17 protein-coding genes are annotated in these 16,204 nt (G+C 59.6%); 7 read left to right on the top strand and 10 right to left on the bottom strand.

Features of this window, described 5'->3' with window-relative positions; genetic code table 11:
* Nucleotides 1-35 precede the first annotated feature (35 nt).
* Nucleotides 36-647: a glutathione S-transferase family protein gene (locus ACSMDR_RS17855; protein WP_436469116.1), complete on the bottom strand. Its 612-nt coding sequence runs from the start codon at nucleotides 645-647 to the stop codon at nucleotides 36-38.
* Nucleotides 648-736: 89 nt separating this feature from the next.
* Between ACSMDR_RS17855 and ACSMDR_RS17850 the strand changes: the two genes are divergently transcribed.
* Nucleotides 737-1,342, top strand: coding sequence for a TetR/AcrR family transcriptional regulator (locus tag ACSMDR_RS17850; RefSeq protein WP_436469115.1), 606 nt, complete (start codon nucleotides 737-739; stop codon nucleotides 1,340-1,342).
* On the opposite strand, the gene ACSMDR_RS17845 is transcribed toward ACSMDR_RS17850, so the two are convergent.
* On the bottom strand, nucleotides 1,339-1,803 hold the full coding sequence (locus tag ACSMDR_RS17845) for a hypothetical protein (protein WP_436469114.1): 465 nt from the start codon (nucleotides 1,801-1,803) through the stop codon (nucleotides 1,339-1,341). The two genes, ACSMDR_RS17850 and ACSMDR_RS17845, sit on opposite strands and share 4 nt — an antisense overlap.
* A gap of 198 nt (nucleotides 1,804-2,001) precedes the next feature.
* Between ACSMDR_RS17845 and suhB the strand changes: the two genes are divergently transcribed.
* Nucleotides 2,002-2,805, top strand: coding sequence for an inositol-1-monophosphatase (suhB, locus tag ACSMDR_RS17840; RefSeq protein ID WP_005906031.1), 804 nt, complete (start codon nucleotides 2,002-2,004; stop codon nucleotides 2,803-2,805).
* Nucleotides 2,806-3,128: 323 nt separating this feature from the next.
* Here suhB and ACSMDR_RS17835 read toward each other — a convergent pair whose 3' ends face one another.
* Nucleotides 3,129-4,760 (bottom strand): methyl-accepting chemotaxis protein, encoded by a 1,632-nt coding sequence (locus tag ACSMDR_RS17835; RefSeq protein WP_436469113.1) that lies wholly within the window; start codon nucleotides 4,758-4,760, stop codon nucleotides 3,129-3,131.
* A 533-nt stretch (nucleotides 4,761-5,293) separates the two neighbouring features.
* Here ACSMDR_RS17835 and ACSMDR_RS17830 point away from each other — a divergent pair.
* Entirely contained in the window at nucleotides 5,294-6,274 is a 981-nt protein-coding gene (locus ACSMDR_RS17830) for a Gfo/Idh/MocA family protein (protein WP_436469112.1), read from the top strand.
* Between the two features lie 156 nt (nucleotides 6,275-6,430).
* On the opposite strand, the gene ACSMDR_RS17825 is transcribed toward ACSMDR_RS17830, so the two are convergent.
* On the bottom strand, nucleotides 6,431-6,787 hold the full coding sequence (locus tag ACSMDR_RS17825; RefSeq protein ID WP_436469111.1) for an SRPBCC domain-containing protein: 357 nt from the start codon (nucleotides 6,785-6,787) through the stop codon (nucleotides 6,431-6,433).
* Entirely contained in the window at nucleotides 6,787-7,263 is a 477-nt protein-coding gene (gene soxR, locus ACSMDR_RS17820) for a redox-sensitive transcriptional activator SoxR (RefSeq protein ID WP_436469357.1), read from the bottom strand. Before soxR ends, ACSMDR_RS17825 begins: the two co-directional genes overlap by 1 nt.
* 294 nt (nucleotides 7,264-7,557) lie before the next feature.
* Here soxR and ACSMDR_RS17815 point away from each other — a divergent pair, with 294 nt between their 5' ends.
* Nucleotides 7,558-8,604 (top strand): questin oxidase family protein, encoded by a 1,047-nt coding sequence (locus tag ACSMDR_RS17815; RefSeq protein ID WP_436469110.1) that lies wholly within the window; start codon nucleotides 7,558-7,560, stop codon nucleotides 8,602-8,604.
* A gap of 16 nt (nucleotides 8,605-8,620) precedes the next feature.
* Here ACSMDR_RS17815 and ACSMDR_RS17810 read toward each other — a convergent pair whose 3' ends face one another.
* The 5 genes from ACSMDR_RS17810 to ACSMDR_RS17790 form a co-directional block, all read right to left on the bottom strand.
* A complete protein-coding gene (locus ACSMDR_RS17810; RefSeq protein ID WP_005899191.1) occupies nucleotides 8,621-8,950 on the bottom strand; it encodes a DHCW motif cupin fold protein in 330 nt (109 codons plus the stop codon).
* Between the two features lie 65 nt (nucleotides 8,951-9,015).
* Nucleotides 9,016-9,477 carry a protease gene (locus ACSMDR_RS17805; protein ID WP_436469109.1) on the bottom strand — a complete coding sequence of 154 codons (462 nt, stop codon included), beginning with the start codon at nucleotides 9,475-9,477 and terminating at the stop codon, nucleotides 9,016-9,018.
* A gap of 40 nt (nucleotides 9,478-9,517) precedes the next feature.
* On the bottom strand, nucleotides 9,518-10,576 hold the full coding sequence (locus tag ACSMDR_RS17800) for a M35 family metalloendopeptidase (protein ID WP_436469108.1): 1,059 nt from the start codon (nucleotides 10,574-10,576) through the stop codon (nucleotides 9,518-9,520).
* 399 nt (nucleotides 10,577-10,975) lie between these two features.
* The gene (locus ACSMDR_RS17795; protein ID WP_436469356.1) at nucleotides 10,976-11,608 is read right to left on the bottom strand and encodes a DUF2913 family protein; all 633 of its coding nucleotides are present in this window, start codon (nucleotides 11,606-11,608) and stop codon (nucleotides 10,976-10,978) included.
* Between the two features lie 142 nt (nucleotides 11,609-11,750).
* The gene (locus tag ACSMDR_RS17790) at nucleotides 11,751-13,037 is read right to left on the bottom strand and encodes a DEAD/DEAH box helicase (RefSeq protein WP_005899199.1); all 1,287 of its coding nucleotides are present in this window, start codon (nucleotides 13,035-13,037) and stop codon (nucleotides 11,751-11,753) included.
* A 410-nt stretch (nucleotides 13,038-13,447) separates the two neighbouring features.
* Here ACSMDR_RS17790 and ACSMDR_RS17785 point away from each other — a divergent pair, with 410 nt between their 5' ends.
* The 3 genes from ACSMDR_RS17785 (at nucleotide 13,448) to ACSMDR_RS17775 (ending at nucleotide 16,147) form a co-directional block, all read left to right on the top strand.
* Nucleotides 13,448-14,458, top strand: coding sequence for a hypothetical protein (locus tag ACSMDR_RS17785; protein WP_436469107.1), 1,011 nt, complete (start codon nucleotides 13,448-13,450; stop codon nucleotides 14,456-14,458).
* 30 nt (nucleotides 14,459-14,488) lie between these two features.
* Nucleotides 14,489-15,043 (top strand): DUF4256 domain-containing protein, encoded by a 555-nt coding sequence (locus ACSMDR_RS17780; RefSeq protein ID WP_436469106.1) that lies wholly within the window; start codon nucleotides 14,489-14,491, stop codon nucleotides 15,041-15,043.
* A 252-nt stretch (nucleotides 15,044-15,295) separates the two neighbouring features.
* Nucleotides 15,296-16,147, top strand: a complete 852-nt coding sequence (locus ACSMDR_RS17775; RefSeq protein WP_436469105.1) for a nuclease-related domain-containing protein — start codon at nucleotides 15,296-15,298, stop codon at nucleotides 16,145-16,147.
* Nucleotides 16,148-16,204: the final 57 nt, after the last annotated feature.

Here is a 16,204-nt window from a genome sequence, read left to right as displayed (position 1 = left end):
ACAGCGTGTCGGGCGTCTTGTGACGGGACAGTGACTCAGGCCTGGGCACTGGGCCGGCTTGATACCGCATCGTACCAGCGCTTGAGGGCTATCTGCTCATCGGTTATGTGCAGCGCCAGCGTCCTGGCAGCAAAGTCGATGGCGCACAGGGCGAGAATGTCGGCAATGGTGAAACGGTCTCCGGCAATATAGGCAGATGCTTGCAGCCTTTCCTCCAGCTTGCCAAACCACTGGCCTGTCAACAGCTTGCACTCCTGCCCCCACTCGGGGAAGCACGTTTCACGATCCTGGTAAAAGCCGGTGATGTGGCGAAAGGCCATGCCCGCTGGCTGCCAGAGGTTAAACTCGATGAAGCGGCTCCACATCTCTATCTGGGCCCGCTCCAGGGGGGTCGTGCCAAACAGATTGTTATCAGGATAGAGCTCCTCGAAGTAACGGCAGATGGCGACCGATTCGCTCAGATAGCTGCCATCGTCAAGCGCCAGCACCGGGATTCGCCCGGCCGGATTCTTGGCCAGGAAATCCGGGCTCAAATTCTCTCCGCCGCTCAGGTCGACCTGTTCATAGGCCATGTCGACCCCCTTCTCGGCCAGAAACATCCGGACCCGGCGCGCATTGGGTGCCCGCTTCAATTCATAGACTTTCATCCTGATCTCCATTTCTAAACGAACAGTTAGAAATTAGTCTTATCTAAACGAACGGTCAAGAATTTGTTATAGTGGCAACAGGAGGCACTATGGCCCGAAAAACTGCATTCGATCCAGCCGAAAAGCTGGAGCAAGCCATGACACTGTTCTGGCAAAAAGGCTTTGAGGCAACCTCGATCCAGGATCTGGTCGATGCCTTAGGCATCAATCGGTTCAGCCTCTACAACAGCTTCGGCGACAAACAGACCCTGTTTCAACTGGCACTTGATCACTACATAGACAAGGTCTCGCGCCAGCGCCTTACCCCTCTGCTGTGCGAGCATGGCGGGCTTGCGGCCATCCATGACTGGCTAGATGCCCTGGCACTGCGCCTGACTCAACCCGGCAATCTTGGCTGCTTCTTGCAAAATGCCCAGATCGGCACAGCCATGGATGAACCCAAGGTGCGCGAGCGCATCGCGGCCATGCATCAGGAGTTGCAACAGGCGCTGGCCCATGCACTCAGGGTCGCGATACGAAATGGGGAGTTGGCAGCAAACACTGACGTGGAAGCACTGGCGCGCTTCTTGTTTGTGCATGTACAGGGCTGGGTCTTGCTCGGGAAGGGGGGTGGCAATGGCGACACCTTGCATGCCGACATTGCCACCCTCAAACGACAGCTCGCCCTGTGGCAGGGCGGTCAGCCGACTGGCTAGTTAAGCGCCCCCGGCAGGCTGCGCTGGCGCAGCAGACTCAGGCGTGACAACAGTGGCAGGTAAGAGGCCAGTTTGTCGAGTAGCAGCTGGCTGCTGGTCTGGCTCTCCCACTCGTGACCATCCATCACAATGCCGTTGGAGACGAAATAGTAGCGGGGATCCCGTACATCAGGGCCACGATGCGAGCTGGCCCCTCCCATATCTGCCGCGGTACACATCAACAGCGGCAATACCGGCAATCCAATCGATGCCTCGGTTTCCGCCGCCACAGGTTCCGGCCAGTGGTCCTCATCATCGAGTAGCAAGATGGCGGCCTCATCTCGAGTCGGATTCCATTGACTCGGACTGATCACCACGATGTGATTAAAATAGGTGCCGACGTCAGCGGACTTCTGTAACGCCTGGAGCAACCCGTTGACCGCCATGGACGACGGTTTATGACTGACTAATGACAAGTTCATACGACACATCCCTATGAGTGATGGAGCTTGTTATTACACATGCCAGGGGTCTGGCGAGACAAGACTAGTAAAGTCAGCTATTGGTGCACGCTATCGATTTAGCGCCTTCCTATTGGTGATAAGGCTTGCGGTTCAAAAGTATGCTGCTATAATTTCGCGTCCTTTTATCCCCGTTCTTTAACATCCAGTGGTGAACCTATGCATCCGATGCTGAATATCGCCGTGCGCGCTGCGCGCAACGCCGGTCAAGTAGTAGTAAAAGCCTTCTCCCAGCCCGAAAACATCGAGGCCACTCAGAAAGGCAGCAATGACTTCGTGACCAACGTTGACCGTGAAGCCGAAGCGGCCATCATTCATACCATCAAAAAATCTTACCCGGAACACAGCATCATCGCTGAAGAGTCTGGTGAGATTGCCGGTACCAATCCGGACTACCAATGGATCATTGACCCACTGGATGGCACGACTAACCTCGTCAAGGGCATTCCGCACTTTGCCGTCTCCATCGCCCTGCGCGTCAAGGGCAAGACCGAACAAGCTGTCGTCTACGATCCCATCCGTGATGAGCTCTTTACCGCTACCCGTGGTAATGGTGCCCAGCTGAACGGCTACCGCATCCGTGTCGGCAAAGCCAAAGACCTGTCAGGCACCGTGCTGGCCACCGGCTTCCCGTTCAAGCAAAAGCACCACATCGAGTCTTACCTGAAGATGTTCCAGAGCATGTTCATCGAGTGTGCTGACATCCGTCGTGCCGCTGCTCCTTCCCTGGATCTGGCCTATGTCGCCGCCGGCCGCATCGACGGTTACTGGGAAATCGGCCTCAAGCCTTGGGAAAGTGCCGCCGGTGAGTTGCTGGCCAAAGAGTCCGGTGCCATCGTCACCGATTTCGTGGGTGGTCATAACTACGAAAACTCCGGCAACATGGTGGTTGCCAACCCGCGCGTCCTCAAGGTGATGCTCGGCAAGATCCGCGAGAATCTGCCGGAATCCCTGGCCAAATAAGCCAGTTCCGACTCTTGCACCTTAAACCCGGCTCAGGCCGGGTTTTTTTATATCTGGTTCTTAATAAAGGCAACCAGGGTGCCAGGCCGTCGTGTCCGCAACCATCCCCCGCCCCCTAGAAGCCACTGATACAGACCTCCCAGCCCTGAAATCGGCAGACGTCCCGGATGACTCGATGTGTCATGCTGCCGCCTGATCACATTGCCCCGCGACCACCTCCCAGGCAGCACGCTAAAAACAAACACCCGGCGCCAGGCCGGGTGTTTGGGTTGATAGCATAGAGAAGCACTGGGTCAGCATCAGCCCACCCGGCACAGGCCGCATTACGCCAGGCGGAAACGACCTATGGTCTGCTTGAGCCCGGCCGCCAACTGGCTCAATTCCAGACAGGCCTGGGCCGTGTGCTCGGCACCGGTCGCGACCTCGCGAGAGGAGTCGTTGATCCGCTCGACATTGCGACCCAGCTCATCGGAGACCGCATCCTGCTCGCTGCAGGCACTGGCGATCTGGATGGCCATATCGGCAATCTGGGCCACGGCCTCTTCAATCTGTTGAATGCCCACCCCTGTCTGCTCGCTCTGGCCGACACACTGGCGGATCATGTCACAGCTCTGCCCCGTCACCTTTCGCGCCTGATCCGCTCGGGCCTGCAACGTCTCTATGATGGCAATGATCTCCCCGGTAGAGGCCTGGGTGCGACCCGCGAGGGTGCGTACTTCATCTGCCACCACGGCAAAACCACGGCCCTGCTCACCCGCCCGCGCCGCTTCGATGGCAGCATTAAGCGCCAGCAAGTTGGTCTGATCGGCAATGCCACGGATCACATCGACCACCAGATTGATCTGGGCCGACTCCCGCTCCAGCTCGGTCACCAGGATGCCGGCCTGCTCCATCTCGGCGGCCACCTGATTGATGGCGACCAGGGAGCCCTGCACATCCTGATTGCCGCGACGAGCCAGCTGGTTGGCGGCGCTCGCAGAATCAGAGGCCATCTCGGTATTGCCAGCCACGTCAGCCACCGTCGCCTTCATCTGCGCCATGGCGGTCGCCACCAAGGTGATCTCTTGCTGCTGATGGGCGATCCCCCGTGAAGACTGCTCGGAGACGGCGCTCACTTCCTCGATGGCTGTACCCAGCTGGGTGACGGCGGCCACCACCTCTTCAATGAGCCGACGCAGGTTGTCCTGCATCTGCAACGTGGCCTTGGCAAGCATGCCCAGCTCATCCTTGCCGATGTGCTGGCGATCCAGTCTGTGGGTCAAGTCTCCGGCGGCGATGGCATTGGCCTGACTGACCACGGCCTGCAGTGGTCGGCAGATCTGGCGGGTCAGGAACCAGGTCATGGCGATCATGAACAGCACCAGGGCCCCGATGCTGACGCTGGAGAGGGTAAGCAGGGTGCTGACGCTGCCCAGCAGGCCACCCCGGTTTTCCTGCACGAAGCCCAGGTTGACGTTGATGAGGTTGTTCACCTCCTGCTCCAGACGGCTGTAACGATCATTGGTCTGGAACAACAAGGTGCGTGCCTGTTCCCGGTTGCCCTGGGTCAGCTGGCGCTCAAAATCAGTCACGCTCTGCCGATAATCAAGCCAGGCCTGCTTGGTCCGATTGAATACCTGGCGCTCATTATCGCCACCAACCGTGGCTTCATAGCTGCGCATGGCCCCATCCACCTTGTCGATATTGGCCTGGATCCGGCCAAGTCGCGCCTGCAGATCGGTCGCATCGTCCACCATCAGAATGGCGAACTGGGCACGGCGCACATAAGAAACGTCATACATGAGATTTTCAACCGAGATAACACTCGGCAGGGTGGAGTCGGTAAAATTCAATACGCGATCCCGCACCGTTCTTAATTCACTGGCGAGAAAGAGACCGAATATCATATTAACGATGGCGATCACGGAAAACACCAGAGCAATTTTCTTGCCGATGGAGAGGTCTTTATAAAACATGTTTACCCATATTCCTCAACTGCCGAACGGCAGAGGCTGTTGGTCATCATGTCCTTATGGCATGCGCCGCCCGGAGGTCCTGCTGGGAGGTGTCGATAGGCCGAGAAGCTAAGCTCCCGTCAACGGTCGACTATATCACAGCCCCTTGCTAACCCCGACTGTTCGCACCATGAATATGGCCCAGCCATTAATATCACTGCATTAAACAGCCCATAAATTACTCAAACTGAATTAATTCGTCTGTTTTTTGATCTGTCACTTTTATATATCACCCTTAATAGAGATGACTGTCGTTCATCGTTATAAAAATGCCCTGGTTCTCATGGGCTCCCTTTTACCTGCATAGGGATCTGCTCCTCCTCTGACTCCCGCTGCTACCCCATGCCAGACGGATATTGAGCAGCAGATCATCAGTGACGAATTTTTCCTGCCCAAGGCCAGCCACCATGGTGGGGCCAGCGAGCGAGTTAGGCTATGATGGGCGCCGACCCTGCCCCTATTGCTACCTGCATGTTGTTACAAGGAGCCAACCCATGATCAGACTCGCGGTGATCGGTACTAACTGGATCACAGAAAAATTCATCGAGGCGGCGCTGCTGAGCAAGGCGTTTAAACTGACCGCCGTCTACTCCCGCCAGCGCGCCACCGCAGAAGCATTTGCCGCCCAGTATGACGATCCGGCCTGCTTCGACGATCTGGCCGAGTTTGCCGCCAGTCCCAGCTTCGATGCCGTCTACGTGGCCAGCCCCAACTCCCTGCACTGCCCCCATACGCTGCAACTGCTGGCGGCGGGCAAACATGTGATCTGCGAGAAGCCACTCGGTTCAAATCTGGCCGAGGTCGAGGCCATGTATCAATGCGCCCGTGAGCAGGGCGTCGTCCTGTTCGAAGCCTTCAAGACCGCCTACCTGCCAAACTTCCGCCTGCTGGCCGAGCAGCTGCCCCGACTGGGTCAGGCGCGACGCGCCAGCTTCAGCTATTGCCAGTTCTCCTCCCGTTGGCCCAAGTACCTGGCCGGTGAGCAGCCCAATACCTTCAACCCGGCCTTCTCCAACGGCTCCATCATGGACATTGGCTACTATTGCGTGGCCAGTGCCATCGCCCTGTTTGGTGCACCCGCCCGAGTTACCGCCAGTGGCCAGTTGCTGGAGACCGGGGTCGACATTCAAGGCACAGTGCTGCTGCACTACCCGGATTTCGAGATGGTGATCAGCCACTCCAAGGTCTCCGACTCCTTTATCCCAAGCGAGATCCAGGGCAGCGAAGGCGCCTTCATCATAGAGCACCTCTCCGAGAGTACCGGGCTGACCTGGGTCGGTCGGGACGGCCAGCGGGAAGTCCTGACCCTGCCCCAGTCTGACAACAGCATGATCTACGAGGCCACGGCCTTTGCCGCCCAGATAACCGCAGGCCAGATGGATGAGACTGCTGTCACGCGCTCCATCGACACGGCGCGGGTCATCACCCAGGTACGCCAGCAGGTAGGGGTTCGCTTCCCGGCCGATCAAGCCTGATTGGCAAAGCGCTAAATGGTAAAAAGAGGCCCCGCCCTGCGGGGCCTCTTTTTTTCGTCCTGCCACCACTCACAAGCCCGAGAGGCTCGCGGCCAGCTGATCCGTGCATTGGCAGCCACTGTGAAAACCCATCGCCTCATGCTCCTTGCGGTCAGCCTAGCTCCAATGGCGTACCCAGGCCCGATAACGGGTACCCTCCCCCTCGGAGGTAAAGCTCAGGATCAGCGTCATAAAGGGGCGAGCAGAGGGCTGACAGGGGCGCTCATAAGCGTCGGTCGAGACGATACGCCGTCCCGGCTCCAGCAAAAGATAGTTACCAGGACAGGGGGTCGGCTCACTATTGGGCCCTCCCATCACCACCAGACTGGCCCCGCCGACCTTCACATCCAGCTCGGCACTCAAGGGGCGCCAGGGCTTGGGAGCCAACCTGCGCATCAGCAACTCGGTGTTAACGGTCTCCAGCGCCACACTGTGAAAATTTGCCTGCACCATCGCCCATTTCAGCGGCGTCATTATTGGCCATCTATATCGGGGGGAACATCTCCCATCAGGTAACGGGCACCACTGCCATGACGCGCAGCTTGATCTTGCGGGTTGTAGAGGGCGCAGTGGCGCAGGGAGAGACAACCACAGCCTACACAGGCGCTGAGCTTGCGCCGCATCAGTTGCAGCGCCGCGATGCGGGCATCGAGCAGTGCCTGCCACTCCCGGGTCAAAGCCGCCCAATCCTCCGGGGTCGGTGTGCGTCCCTCGGGCAGCCCGGCCAGGGCCTCTGCTATCCCCTCCAGGCTCAGACCAACCCCTTGCGCCGCACGGATAAAGGCGACACGGCGCAACACATGCTGGGGATAGACTCGTTGCCCCCCTTGGCTGCGAGCACTGCTGATCAGCCCTTTCTGCTCATAGAAGCGCAAGGCACTGGCCTTGACCCCAGCGCGCTTGGCAAGCTGGCCGATGGCAAGCCAGGCACGGCCAAGCTCACCATTCATCATGCTCTGTTCGGGGGCTGAAGGGATTGACCCCTGCCCGGTTTCAATATCGCCCTTGCTCATTGATACCTCCCTGCTTCACCCATCAATGTCCGTTCAGGGATGAAACGCGCGCCCAGTGGCTGTCGCATGCCCTCATCCCTCATCCCTCATCCCTCATCCCTCATCCCTCATCCCTCATGTTCCAGCATCCAAGTCAGCGCCCCCTGGGCAAGAGGCTGAACAGAGTTACTTGACTTAAAGTTAACTTTAACTTGCATGATTCGAGCTCTCACCGTCAAGGAGTCACACTATATGATGTCACTGTACAACCTGCTCGATGCCAACCAGCAGTTCGCCCTCAATGGCCGAGGCACCACCAATCACTGTCCCATGGCGCTCCATGCCCTGGCTGAAATGGGGGCAGATGAGGCGCGCCTTAACGACTTCTTCGCATACTGGCTGCGGGACAAGGCCCTGCCCGCGAGCCCTGTGAGCGGGCTCGCGGATGAGGGGCAGGATCCGGAGGCTCGCTTCAGCCAGCTTAGGGCCGACTTTTCAGGCAAGGTTGCCAAAGAGGGCTGGCAGCCCCTGTTTGCCCAGATAGTGGCTCAGGGGATATCTCCGGCCAGTGGTGCCTTTCACCCAATGATCCGCCTCGCCTGTGCCATCGAAAACGCCCATCAGGGCGAGCAAGCCGCGGCGCTGGCCGCCTGGCATTGCAAACCGCTGCACCTGCCTCAAGGGTTGGGAGCGCCATGCCCGGATCTCCCCGCTCTGCTGGCGCGTCTCCATGAGACTCTGGGGGGCTGGCGCAGTAACCAGCGCTGGATCACGGCGCATCTGCGGCAGGTGGCCGAGATGCCCCGCTTTGTCCAGGCCTTGCCCAACTCGCTGACAAGGCAAGAGCTGACTCAGAAACACGATGGCCCAGATGACTTGCTCGGAACGCTGGCCGAGCTGGCCCTGGCGCTCTATTGGCAGACCCGGGATTTTACCGTATTGCATCTGGTGACCGGCACCCGGGCGGCCAGCCTCATAGCGGCGCAGCTCGGTGAGCCACTGCGCGGTGATTTTATCCGGCTCCTCTGGCAAGGGGTGGCAGCGGCTTATGTGACCGTCGGTGCCCCCGCCCTCGGCGCGCCGCGCTGGCCAGACCTGGGTGCGATCAGCTGGCAGCAGGTCACCACACTGGCCATCGCCAGCGATGACGATCACTGCATCAAGCTGGTGCATACCTGCTGGCGCGAACGAGCCGTCTCCCCCCACTACCTGGCCGTGGCGGCCCGGGAGGTGGGTCTGCTGGCAGATGACTGGCCAGATGACAATCGGGGCCAATCAGGCCCCACTTTTAATGGATAAAGAGGATGATACAGGCTCAGTCGACGATAAAGAGCTTGGCGCCGAGGGGGCTGGCAGAACGATGGGGCTCGGCCTCGTCGGCCACCTGATAGCTGACCCCGGGCGTCAGCACATAACGGCGACCATCGGCCAGTTCGGTATGCAGTTCCCCCTCAAGGCAGAGCAGGATATGGCCCTTGGTGCACCAGTGATCGGCGACATAGCCTGGGCTGTACTCCACCATCCGTACCCGCAGCGACCCGAATTGGCGCGTGCGCCAGCGGGCTTCGCCCTGCTCACCGGGATGAAGGGTCTCTGGAACTTGATGCCAGTCGGTCAGGCCGAATGGCAGATTATCTATCTGCACTGATGCACTCCTTGCGGCTTGTTTGCTTCACGTCGGGAAGAGGGATGATCGGTTCACAGCCCGCATCACTGGGTCTGGGCAGCTGGCGGGGTATCTATTGGCAGACGCTCGAAGCTGATCGGTGGGCACTCAGGGCTGAGTCCCTGTTCATCTTTCAGCAAAGCGGGACGGTAGCTGAGGCGGTAGTGACCGGGTTGGCTCAAGTCATAGACCTGGGTCAATTCGGCCTCGGCCTTGATGCGCTGCTTGGGGCCCACTATCAGGCGATCATCTGCACTGGGAGCACCCCGTTTGGCGAGTGGCCCCTGATAGGGGATAGTCTGCTCGTTCAGGGTCAAGTCGATGGCATCGGCAAACCAGCCTTCGAAGGGGGTAAACCAGCTCAATACCTCCAGGGTATCCTCTCCCTGGTTGCTAAGCGCCATGGCCAGAGCCAGGGGTTCATCGACCCGGCTCTGGGCCTTGACGTTAAGCTCGCACTGCAACGCGCCCAGGCCAAGGACGCTGCCAAGCAAGAGTGACATCATGTTGCCTCCATCAAAAAGGGGGCCAAGGCCCCCTGTCGACTCAGTTTTCGCTCGGGGTATTCTCGGCAAAATATTCGTGGTTGTCGGCGTTGTTGAGCGCCTTCACCGGATCCGTGCTCGCCAGATTGCGGGCATTGCCTTGACCGTAACCCAGATCGTCCGTGCCTGCCACCACATTGAAGTGGGTCAGCTCATGGATGATGGTGCCGGCACGGGAGTCAGATCCCGTGTTGGCCGCGGTCCAAAAACTTTTGCACAGATAGATCTTGTAGGGCTGATCCGGGTAGACGTAGGCAAAGTAGCTCTGCTTGCAGCCGCAGTCGAAGGTCAGCGGTTTCTCTTCTATCGCTTCCTTCACCTTGCTGAAGTGGCCTTCGGCCTGACTCCAGCGGCTCGCCTCATAGGCGCCGAACCAGCTGCGATAACGTTGGCCACCGGGTTTGTCCACCGCCAGATAGCTGAGGGAATCCCCCGCCATCCCTCCGGCGGCATCCAGGGCCGAGACTATCTGGGTCTTCTGGCTGTTGGTGCAGCGACCGGTGAAGCTGACCGAGCCGCCGGTGGCGGCCGGTTCGACGGCGGCGACTTTGGCCAATAGGCGATCATCGCTCGCGACGCCATCGAGCCAGAGGCTGACGGTGTTGGATGCACTGGCTTGTGGCGCCACCTTGCCATTTTCCCGGGCCTTCATCTTGGCCCCCGACTCGCCCGATATCTGCGGCACCCGGTAGCTGATGCTGTACTCCCCCTGAGCACTCATGTCATAGAGGCCGGACACTTCCGCCTCCAGCGTCAGGCTCTCCCCGGCGGACAGCCGCTGGTAGTCGCTACGGCTCGGCTGGCCTCGCTTGATGAGGGCCCCCTGATAGGCCACGGGTTGACCATCCCGCTCGACCAGGAACAGCGGTGCTTCATCCCCGCCCGGCAGTTGCCACTTGAGCACATTGACCGGCCTGTCTCCGTTGTTCGTCAGGGTCACTCGCACCCGCACATCTTCAGTCGCATCATCCGTCAGGGTCAGTCTGGCATCCAGACCCGCGGCACAGAGGGGGGATCCCAGCAGGCCCGCCAAGAGCAGGGCTATCGGTGTGGCTTTCATCTTCTCTCCTTAGAATGGTTGGTTTGCTTCCACGCCCTCTCAGGGGCCAAGCCACCCTAAAGCAGATGAAAAGCCGACACCTACCGCCATATGGGGGAAGCCCCTCCGTATGGGGGGCACACGTGACTCCCCCCAGATGGAGGGCCAAAGAGGATGAGCGGATGCCCCTGGCTAGCCGGTGCAGAGGCGCTGGGATACTGGGCAAGGCGAAGCCGCAAACCCGCATCATCGCCGCGGATGACAAGAAGAGATAAGAGCGCAGATCGCCCTTGCCGGTCGGGTGATCGGCGAGTGAGAAAGAGAGGATGGTGGGACACTGGGCAGACATAAAAAACCCCGACGCAAGATCGGGGTAGGGTCAGCGGCAAGCTCGACAAGGCAAATCCCGGGAGCCCGAGGTCAGCTATCTACCGCCAGCAGCGCGAGGGCAGACAAGGCGTTGCCCGGCATCAGCAGATGGGCCTTGTGGTGCTTCACCCTGACCTGTTTCTTGTTGCCCTGACCAATGAGCAGCCCGTGGCGATAGGCAAAACGGGCCAGCACTTGCTCATCGCCGCGCACATAGAGGGTGAGCGGCTTGACCAGCTCGCCCCCGGCGCAGGCACTGGCCAGCTCGGCGGAACAGATCACGATGGAGGCTTGCCCCTGACTCGCAAGTTTCGCCCGACCATCGATCACGCTCTGGGTGACGCGCAGCCAGCCAGCCTCCTCGCAGTCGTCCAAGAGCGCCATGAGCCGCGCCTCCAGCCCCTGCGTCGCCGCCTGGCTGTAATGACGCACTATGCGCTCGAGCAATCCCTTGAGATCAGCACCTGCCCCTTGGGTGCGCGCCTGTTGCACCCACCCCTTGAGATCCTCCATCACCAGGCGGGAGAAGCGTTTCTCCTTGAGGGAATCCACCAGCCAGAGACTCAGGAAGTGACTCTCCTGAGCAGGAGTACGGGCGGCACGTCCGGCGCCGGTGCGCACGAGCTCAGCCAGACTGGCGGTGGCCATCTCGAGCAGGGCCTGGTTATAGGTTTGCACTTTCACATCGCTCATCACGACTCCTGGGACAAATGGGGAGAGGCGCTGGTATCGGGCCCCACCGCCATCATCAAAAAGGCGCCGAAGCGCCTTTGAAAATAGATTGCCGGGTGCTTAGCAAACCCGGTTTAACCGCCGTGCTGGCCGCTTACTTGTCTTTGCGAACCGTCTTGCGCAGACGAGTGCGCTGACTCTGCAGCTTGGCCTCGGCCATCACCTGGGCGGCGGCATTGTCATCACGCTGGGGCTTCTTGCCAAAGCGGCGACGCTCCTGCAACTGCTTGATCAGCATGTCACGGTTGCTCACCTCATAACCCGGCACCATGACGCGACGGATCTTCTGGCCGATCAGCGCCTCAATGTCGAGCAGGGTTCGCTCCTCTTCGCGGCTGACGAAGGAGATGGCCATGCCGCTCTTGCCGGCACGGCCGGTACGACCGATACGGTGCACATAGTCCTCGGCCAGGAAGGGCAGATCATAGTTGACCACGTATTCCAGGTTCGGAATATCCAGACCACGGGCCGCCACTTCGGTGGAGACCAGTACCCGAACCTTGCCCTCGATGAATTCGCGCAAGGCGCGGCGACGGCTGCCCTGCGCCTTCTCGCCATGCACCACGGCAGACTTGATGCCGTCCAGATTCAGCTCGGCAACCAGCTCGTCGCAGCTCTCGCGAGTACTGGCAAACACCAGCACCTGTGGCCAGTTCTGCTTGCCGATGAGCTCGGAGAGCAGTTCGCGCTTGCGCTTCTGCTCGACCGGATAGACGGTGTGGGTCACGGTATCGGCGGTGGAGTTCTGCTTGTTGACGCTCACTGTCTGCGGCTTGTTGAGCATCACATTGGCCAGCTTCTTGACGCCATCGGAGAAGGTCGCGGAGAAGAGCAGGCTCTGACGATCCTTGTTGACCGCCAGCAGAATTTTTTGCACCTCGGCACTGAAACCCATGTCGAGGATGCGATCCGCTTCATCCAGTACCAGGCACTCAACGTTGGAGAGGCTGAGGTTGCACGCATTGAGGTGCTCAAGCAGGCGGCCCGGGGTCGCCACTATGATGTGGGCACCGGCCTTGAGGCGACGAGCCTGCACGTCCTGCTTGCCGCCACCGCAGATGACCTGCACGCTCAGCTCCAGATACTTGCCAAACTCCTTGATGTTGTCAGCCACCTGCGCCGCCAGCTCGCGGGTCGGCGTCAGGATCAACACCCGGGCGTTGGAAGGAGCGAGCGGCGCCGGGTTATCAATCAGGCGTTGCAAGATAGGCAGCGCGAAGGCGGCGGTCTTGCCGGTGCCGGTCTGGGCACTGGCCAGCACATCCTGACCACGGCGGATTGTCGGGATCGCCTGTTGCTGCACAGGGGTCATCTCCTGATAACCGCACTCCGAGACGGCGCGCAAAATCTCGGGGGCAAAATCGAATGATTCAAATTTCATCATGGGTTTCCTGTGTTCCAGCAAAGCTGTGATTGACTGCGACCCGACCAGGGTGACAGCGGATGCCAGGGATCGGCCTGGCCTGACAGGGTCTGCAGGCGAGCCGGAAAATGGCGGGCGCGGAGTGTAACAAATTTTCGGCGCCAATGCGTCTCAAATAATCTGTCCGACATAAAAGTCCCTCATGCCCTGCCCATGATAAAGGGACGTCATGGATCATGGGATGAGCAATGACAGGAAGAACCGCCTGCGTCCCCTGCTATTGGCGCCAGCACGGCCCGTCCATCGCGATGGACGTTGTTCATGATGATGGACGCCGCTTCATCCTTGGGTAAAATCATCTCATTAGTGCTCGCATGAGTGCTCACATGAACATAAGGTCACCGGGAGGTGGCATGGGGATAATGGCGATGGCCAGCGTAAACAAACGACAACTTGGCCAAGGCAGGCACGATATTGCACCGGGCTCCACCGCGAAGGGTGCCTCCAGGCAGCAACCCCTGCTGCTGCTGGCTTGGCTTGCGAGCGCCTCCCCGGCCATGGCCGCCAACGGCGCCCTTGACGCCCGTTTACAGGAAAAGGCCAACGCCGTGGTCTCCCTGATGACCTTCAACGTGGTGCCCGACATCACCTCCAGCAACCTCGATATCGCATGGGGCAGTGGCCAGCAGGCGGGGCTCAGCATGAGCCAGGTCGGCGGCGGTGCGACCATGAGCAAGGAGGTACCCATCTATCTGGAGGGCAACCTGGGCTACAGCCGTTATGATCCCAAGTTCGTGATAAGCCAGGGCCAGGAGAGTCGGCTTATTCCCGCCAAGTGGAACAGCCTGACCGCCACCGGTGGCATCGGCTGGGACTTCGCCGTCGCCCCCAACTGGGTGCTGCGCCCCATCGCCAATTTTTCGCTGGGCACAGTGGCGAGCGACATCCAGATAGGTAACTGGTATATCAATCGCAAGACTGGCAAGGGCCTCGATTTTCTCGATAACGGCCAGCTCAATGTGTTCGGACTCGGCGGCTCCCTCATGCTCGATTACGAGTTGTTCTCCGATACTCAGGACATTGATGCCGAGTTTCGCTACTCCTACCTCCATCTGCAAAGCACCATTGGTACCAGCCCCAGCGTGAAAGGCGAGGCGAATGCCGAGAATTTCGGCATCTATCTGCGCCGCCGCGCCCCCCTGCTCGACTGGACACTGCTCGATCGGCCGCTGCGCTATGTGCTGGAGGGGGCCCGTACCGAATACCTGGGCGATCAACGGGGTCTGCTCGGCTTCAACGCCCTCAACTCCGTCGGGGTTGGCCTTGAGCTCGACTCGAGTAACTATCAGGTGTGGGTGACTCGCACTCGCCTCATGTACCGCTTGATGTTTGGCAACAACACCAATGGTTATGCCATCGGGCTGGCGATGAGTTTCTAGCGGCGCAAGGCCAAGGGAAAACGAGGTAGCATGATGAATTTGACGAAGGTACAGATTGACGGCTTGCTCGCCACCTTGCAGGTCCGCTTCGAACAACACCGGCATCGCCACGAAGGGATAACCTGGTCACAGGTGCGCGCCAGGCTCGATGCCAACTCGCAGTCATTGCGCTCGATCCATGAGATGGAGAGCAGCGGCGGTGAGCCAGATGTCATCGGCCAGGATCGGCAGACCGGGCAGTTGATCTTCTGTGACTGCAGCGCCGAGAGCCCCAGTGGCCGCAGGAGCCTCTGTTATGACGGCGCGGCACTGGAGGCCAGGAAAGAGAACAGGCCAGCAGGCTGCGCGACCGAGCTGGCCGCGAAGATGGGCATCACACTGCTGACGGAGACCGAGTATCGGGCGCTGCAGACCCTCGGCAACTTCGATGCCAAGACATCGAGCTGGATACAGACTCCCGCCGACATCCGGCGACTCGGTGGTGCCCTGTTCTGCGATCGCCGCTACGACAGCGTATTCCTGTACCACAACGGCGCACAGTCCTACTATGCCGCCAGAGGCTTTCGCGGTCTGTTGCGGGTCTAGAGACGCCGATCGCCAGAGGCAACCGGCCAAGGCCCGGAAGTGCTGACGACATGGCGGCAACTTAGTGGTGATGCCGCGCCCCACTGTCGACGGTTCCTTCAACGCGTCATTTACCCACTTAACTCCCCAGCAGAGTCACATCTTTGGCTATAAATATGTCGAGTGCGCTCACTCACTACCCAGAGACATGTGAAGGTCCCCAGTTACCCAGCATTGAATCGCATCGCGATGCGTTGACAGGAAAAAGCTGAAATGGATTTCATTGCCGTTATTCATCCCTTGCTCAGCCAGCTCTGGTATCTGTTGCCACTGCTGTTGCTGGCGACTCTCGTCAAAAGCCCCTGGTTCAAGGGAATGATGGGAGAGTGGTTTATCAATCTCGGCGTCCAACTCTTTCTCGACAGGCGGGAATATCACCTGCTCAAGAACGTGACCCTGCCCATCGAGCAAGGCACAACCCAGATCGATCATGTGGTCGTCTCCCGCTTCGGGGTATTCGTGATTGAAACCAAAAACATGAAGGGGTGGATATTCGGCGATCCCGCCCATCAACGCTGGACCCAGCAGATCTATCGCCGCAAGTATCGCTTCCAAAATCCCCTGCACCAGAACCACCTGCATATGATGACCCTGAAATCCCTGCTGGGGCTGGCGGATCATCAGCTTCACTCGGTGATCTGCTTCATTGGCGACTGCACCTTCAAGACTCCCATGCCGGACAATGTGATGAACCGTGGGCTGATCCGTTATATCAAGGGAAAAACCACACAGGTATTGACCGCTGCCGAAGTCACCCGAGTGGTCGAGACCATCCAGCATGGACGGCTGGCAGCCAACAGGCAGACCCATCGGCAGCATGTGGCCCAGCTCAAAGCACGCCATCGCGCAGCCCCGGACAAGCCGGAGGTCAGCATCGTCACCCCGCTCAGCCAAACCGGATATTCCCCGCCATTCAAGCAAACGGAGGCATCCGCTGTCCCGCCCCCCTGCCCCCGCTGCGGCGGTGCCATGGTGTTGCGCACGGCGCGCAAGGGGGACAATCAGGGAAGTCCGTTCTGGGGATGCAGCCATTTTCCCAAATGCAGGGCGATTGTGACGCGCTAAATGCTGGTCATGCATGGGGGAGATGTCCATCGAACATCTCGCCACTGCCTGAGCTGT

It is taken from the genome of Aeromonas molluscorum (assembly GCF_051376105.1).
GTDB lineage: Bacteria > Pseudomonadota > Gammaproteobacteria > Enterobacterales > Aeromonadaceae > Aeromonas > Aeromonas molluscorum.
This window is presented reverse-complemented; position numbering and strand designations above follow the sequence as displayed.

Coding starts and splice junctions, on each gene's coding strand:
- ACSMDR_RS17825 (WP_436469111.1), bottom strand. CDS start 6,787: ATGACGCCGCTGAAATGGGCGATGGTGCAGGCAAATTTTCACAGTGTG.
- ACSMDR_RS17775 (WP_436469105.1), top strand. CDS start 15,296: ATGGATTTCATTGCCGTTATTCATCCCTTGCTCAGCCAGCTCTGGTAT.
- ACSMDR_RS17790 (WP_005899199.1), bottom strand. CDS start 13,037: ATGAAATTTGAATCATTCGATTTTGCCCCCGAGATTTTGCGCGCCGTC.
- ACSMDR_RS17815 (WP_436469110.1), top strand. CDS start 7,558: ATGATGTCACTGTACAACCTGCTCGATGCCAACCAGCAGTTCGCCCTC.
- ACSMDR_RS17835 (WP_436469113.1), bottom strand. CDS start 4,760: ATGTTTTATAAAGACCTCTCCATCGGCAAGAAAATTGCTCTGGTGTTT.
- ACSMDR_RS17855 (WP_436469116.1), bottom strand. CDS start 647: ATGAAAGTCTATGAATTGAAGCGGGCACCCAATGCGCGCCGGGTCCGG.
- suhB (WP_005906031.1), top strand. CDS start 2,002: ATGCATCCGATGCTGAATATCGCCGTGCGCGCTGCGCGCAACGCCGGT.
- ACSMDR_RS17845 (WP_436469114.1), bottom strand. CDS start 1,803: ATGAACTTGTCATTAGTCAGTCATAAACCGTCGTCCATGGCGGTCAAC.
- ACSMDR_RS17785 (WP_436469107.1), top strand. CDS start 13,448: ATGGCCAGCGTAAACAAACGACAACTTGGCCAAGGCAGGCACGATATT.
- ACSMDR_RS17850 (WP_436469115.1), top strand. CDS start 737: ATGGCCCGAAAAACTGCATTCGATCCAGCCGAAAAGCTGGAGCAAGCC.
- ACSMDR_RS17805 (WP_436469109.1), bottom strand. CDS start 9,477: ATGATGTCACTCTTGCTTGGCAGCGTCCTTGGCCTGGGCGCGTTGCAG.
- soxR (WP_436469357.1), bottom strand. CDS start 7,263: ATGAATGGTGAGCTTGGCCGTGCCTGGCTTGCCATCGGCCAGCTTGCC.
- ACSMDR_RS17800 (WP_436469108.1), bottom strand. CDS start 10,576: ATGAAAGCCACACCGATAGCCCTGCTCTTGGCGGGCCTGCTGGGATCC.
- ACSMDR_RS17780 (WP_436469106.1), top strand. CDS start 14,489: ATGATGAATTTGACGAAGGTACAGATTGACGGCTTGCTCGCCACCTTG.
- ACSMDR_RS17830 (WP_436469112.1), top strand. CDS start 5,294: ATGATCAGACTCGCGGTGATCGGTACTAACTGGATCACAGAAAAATTC.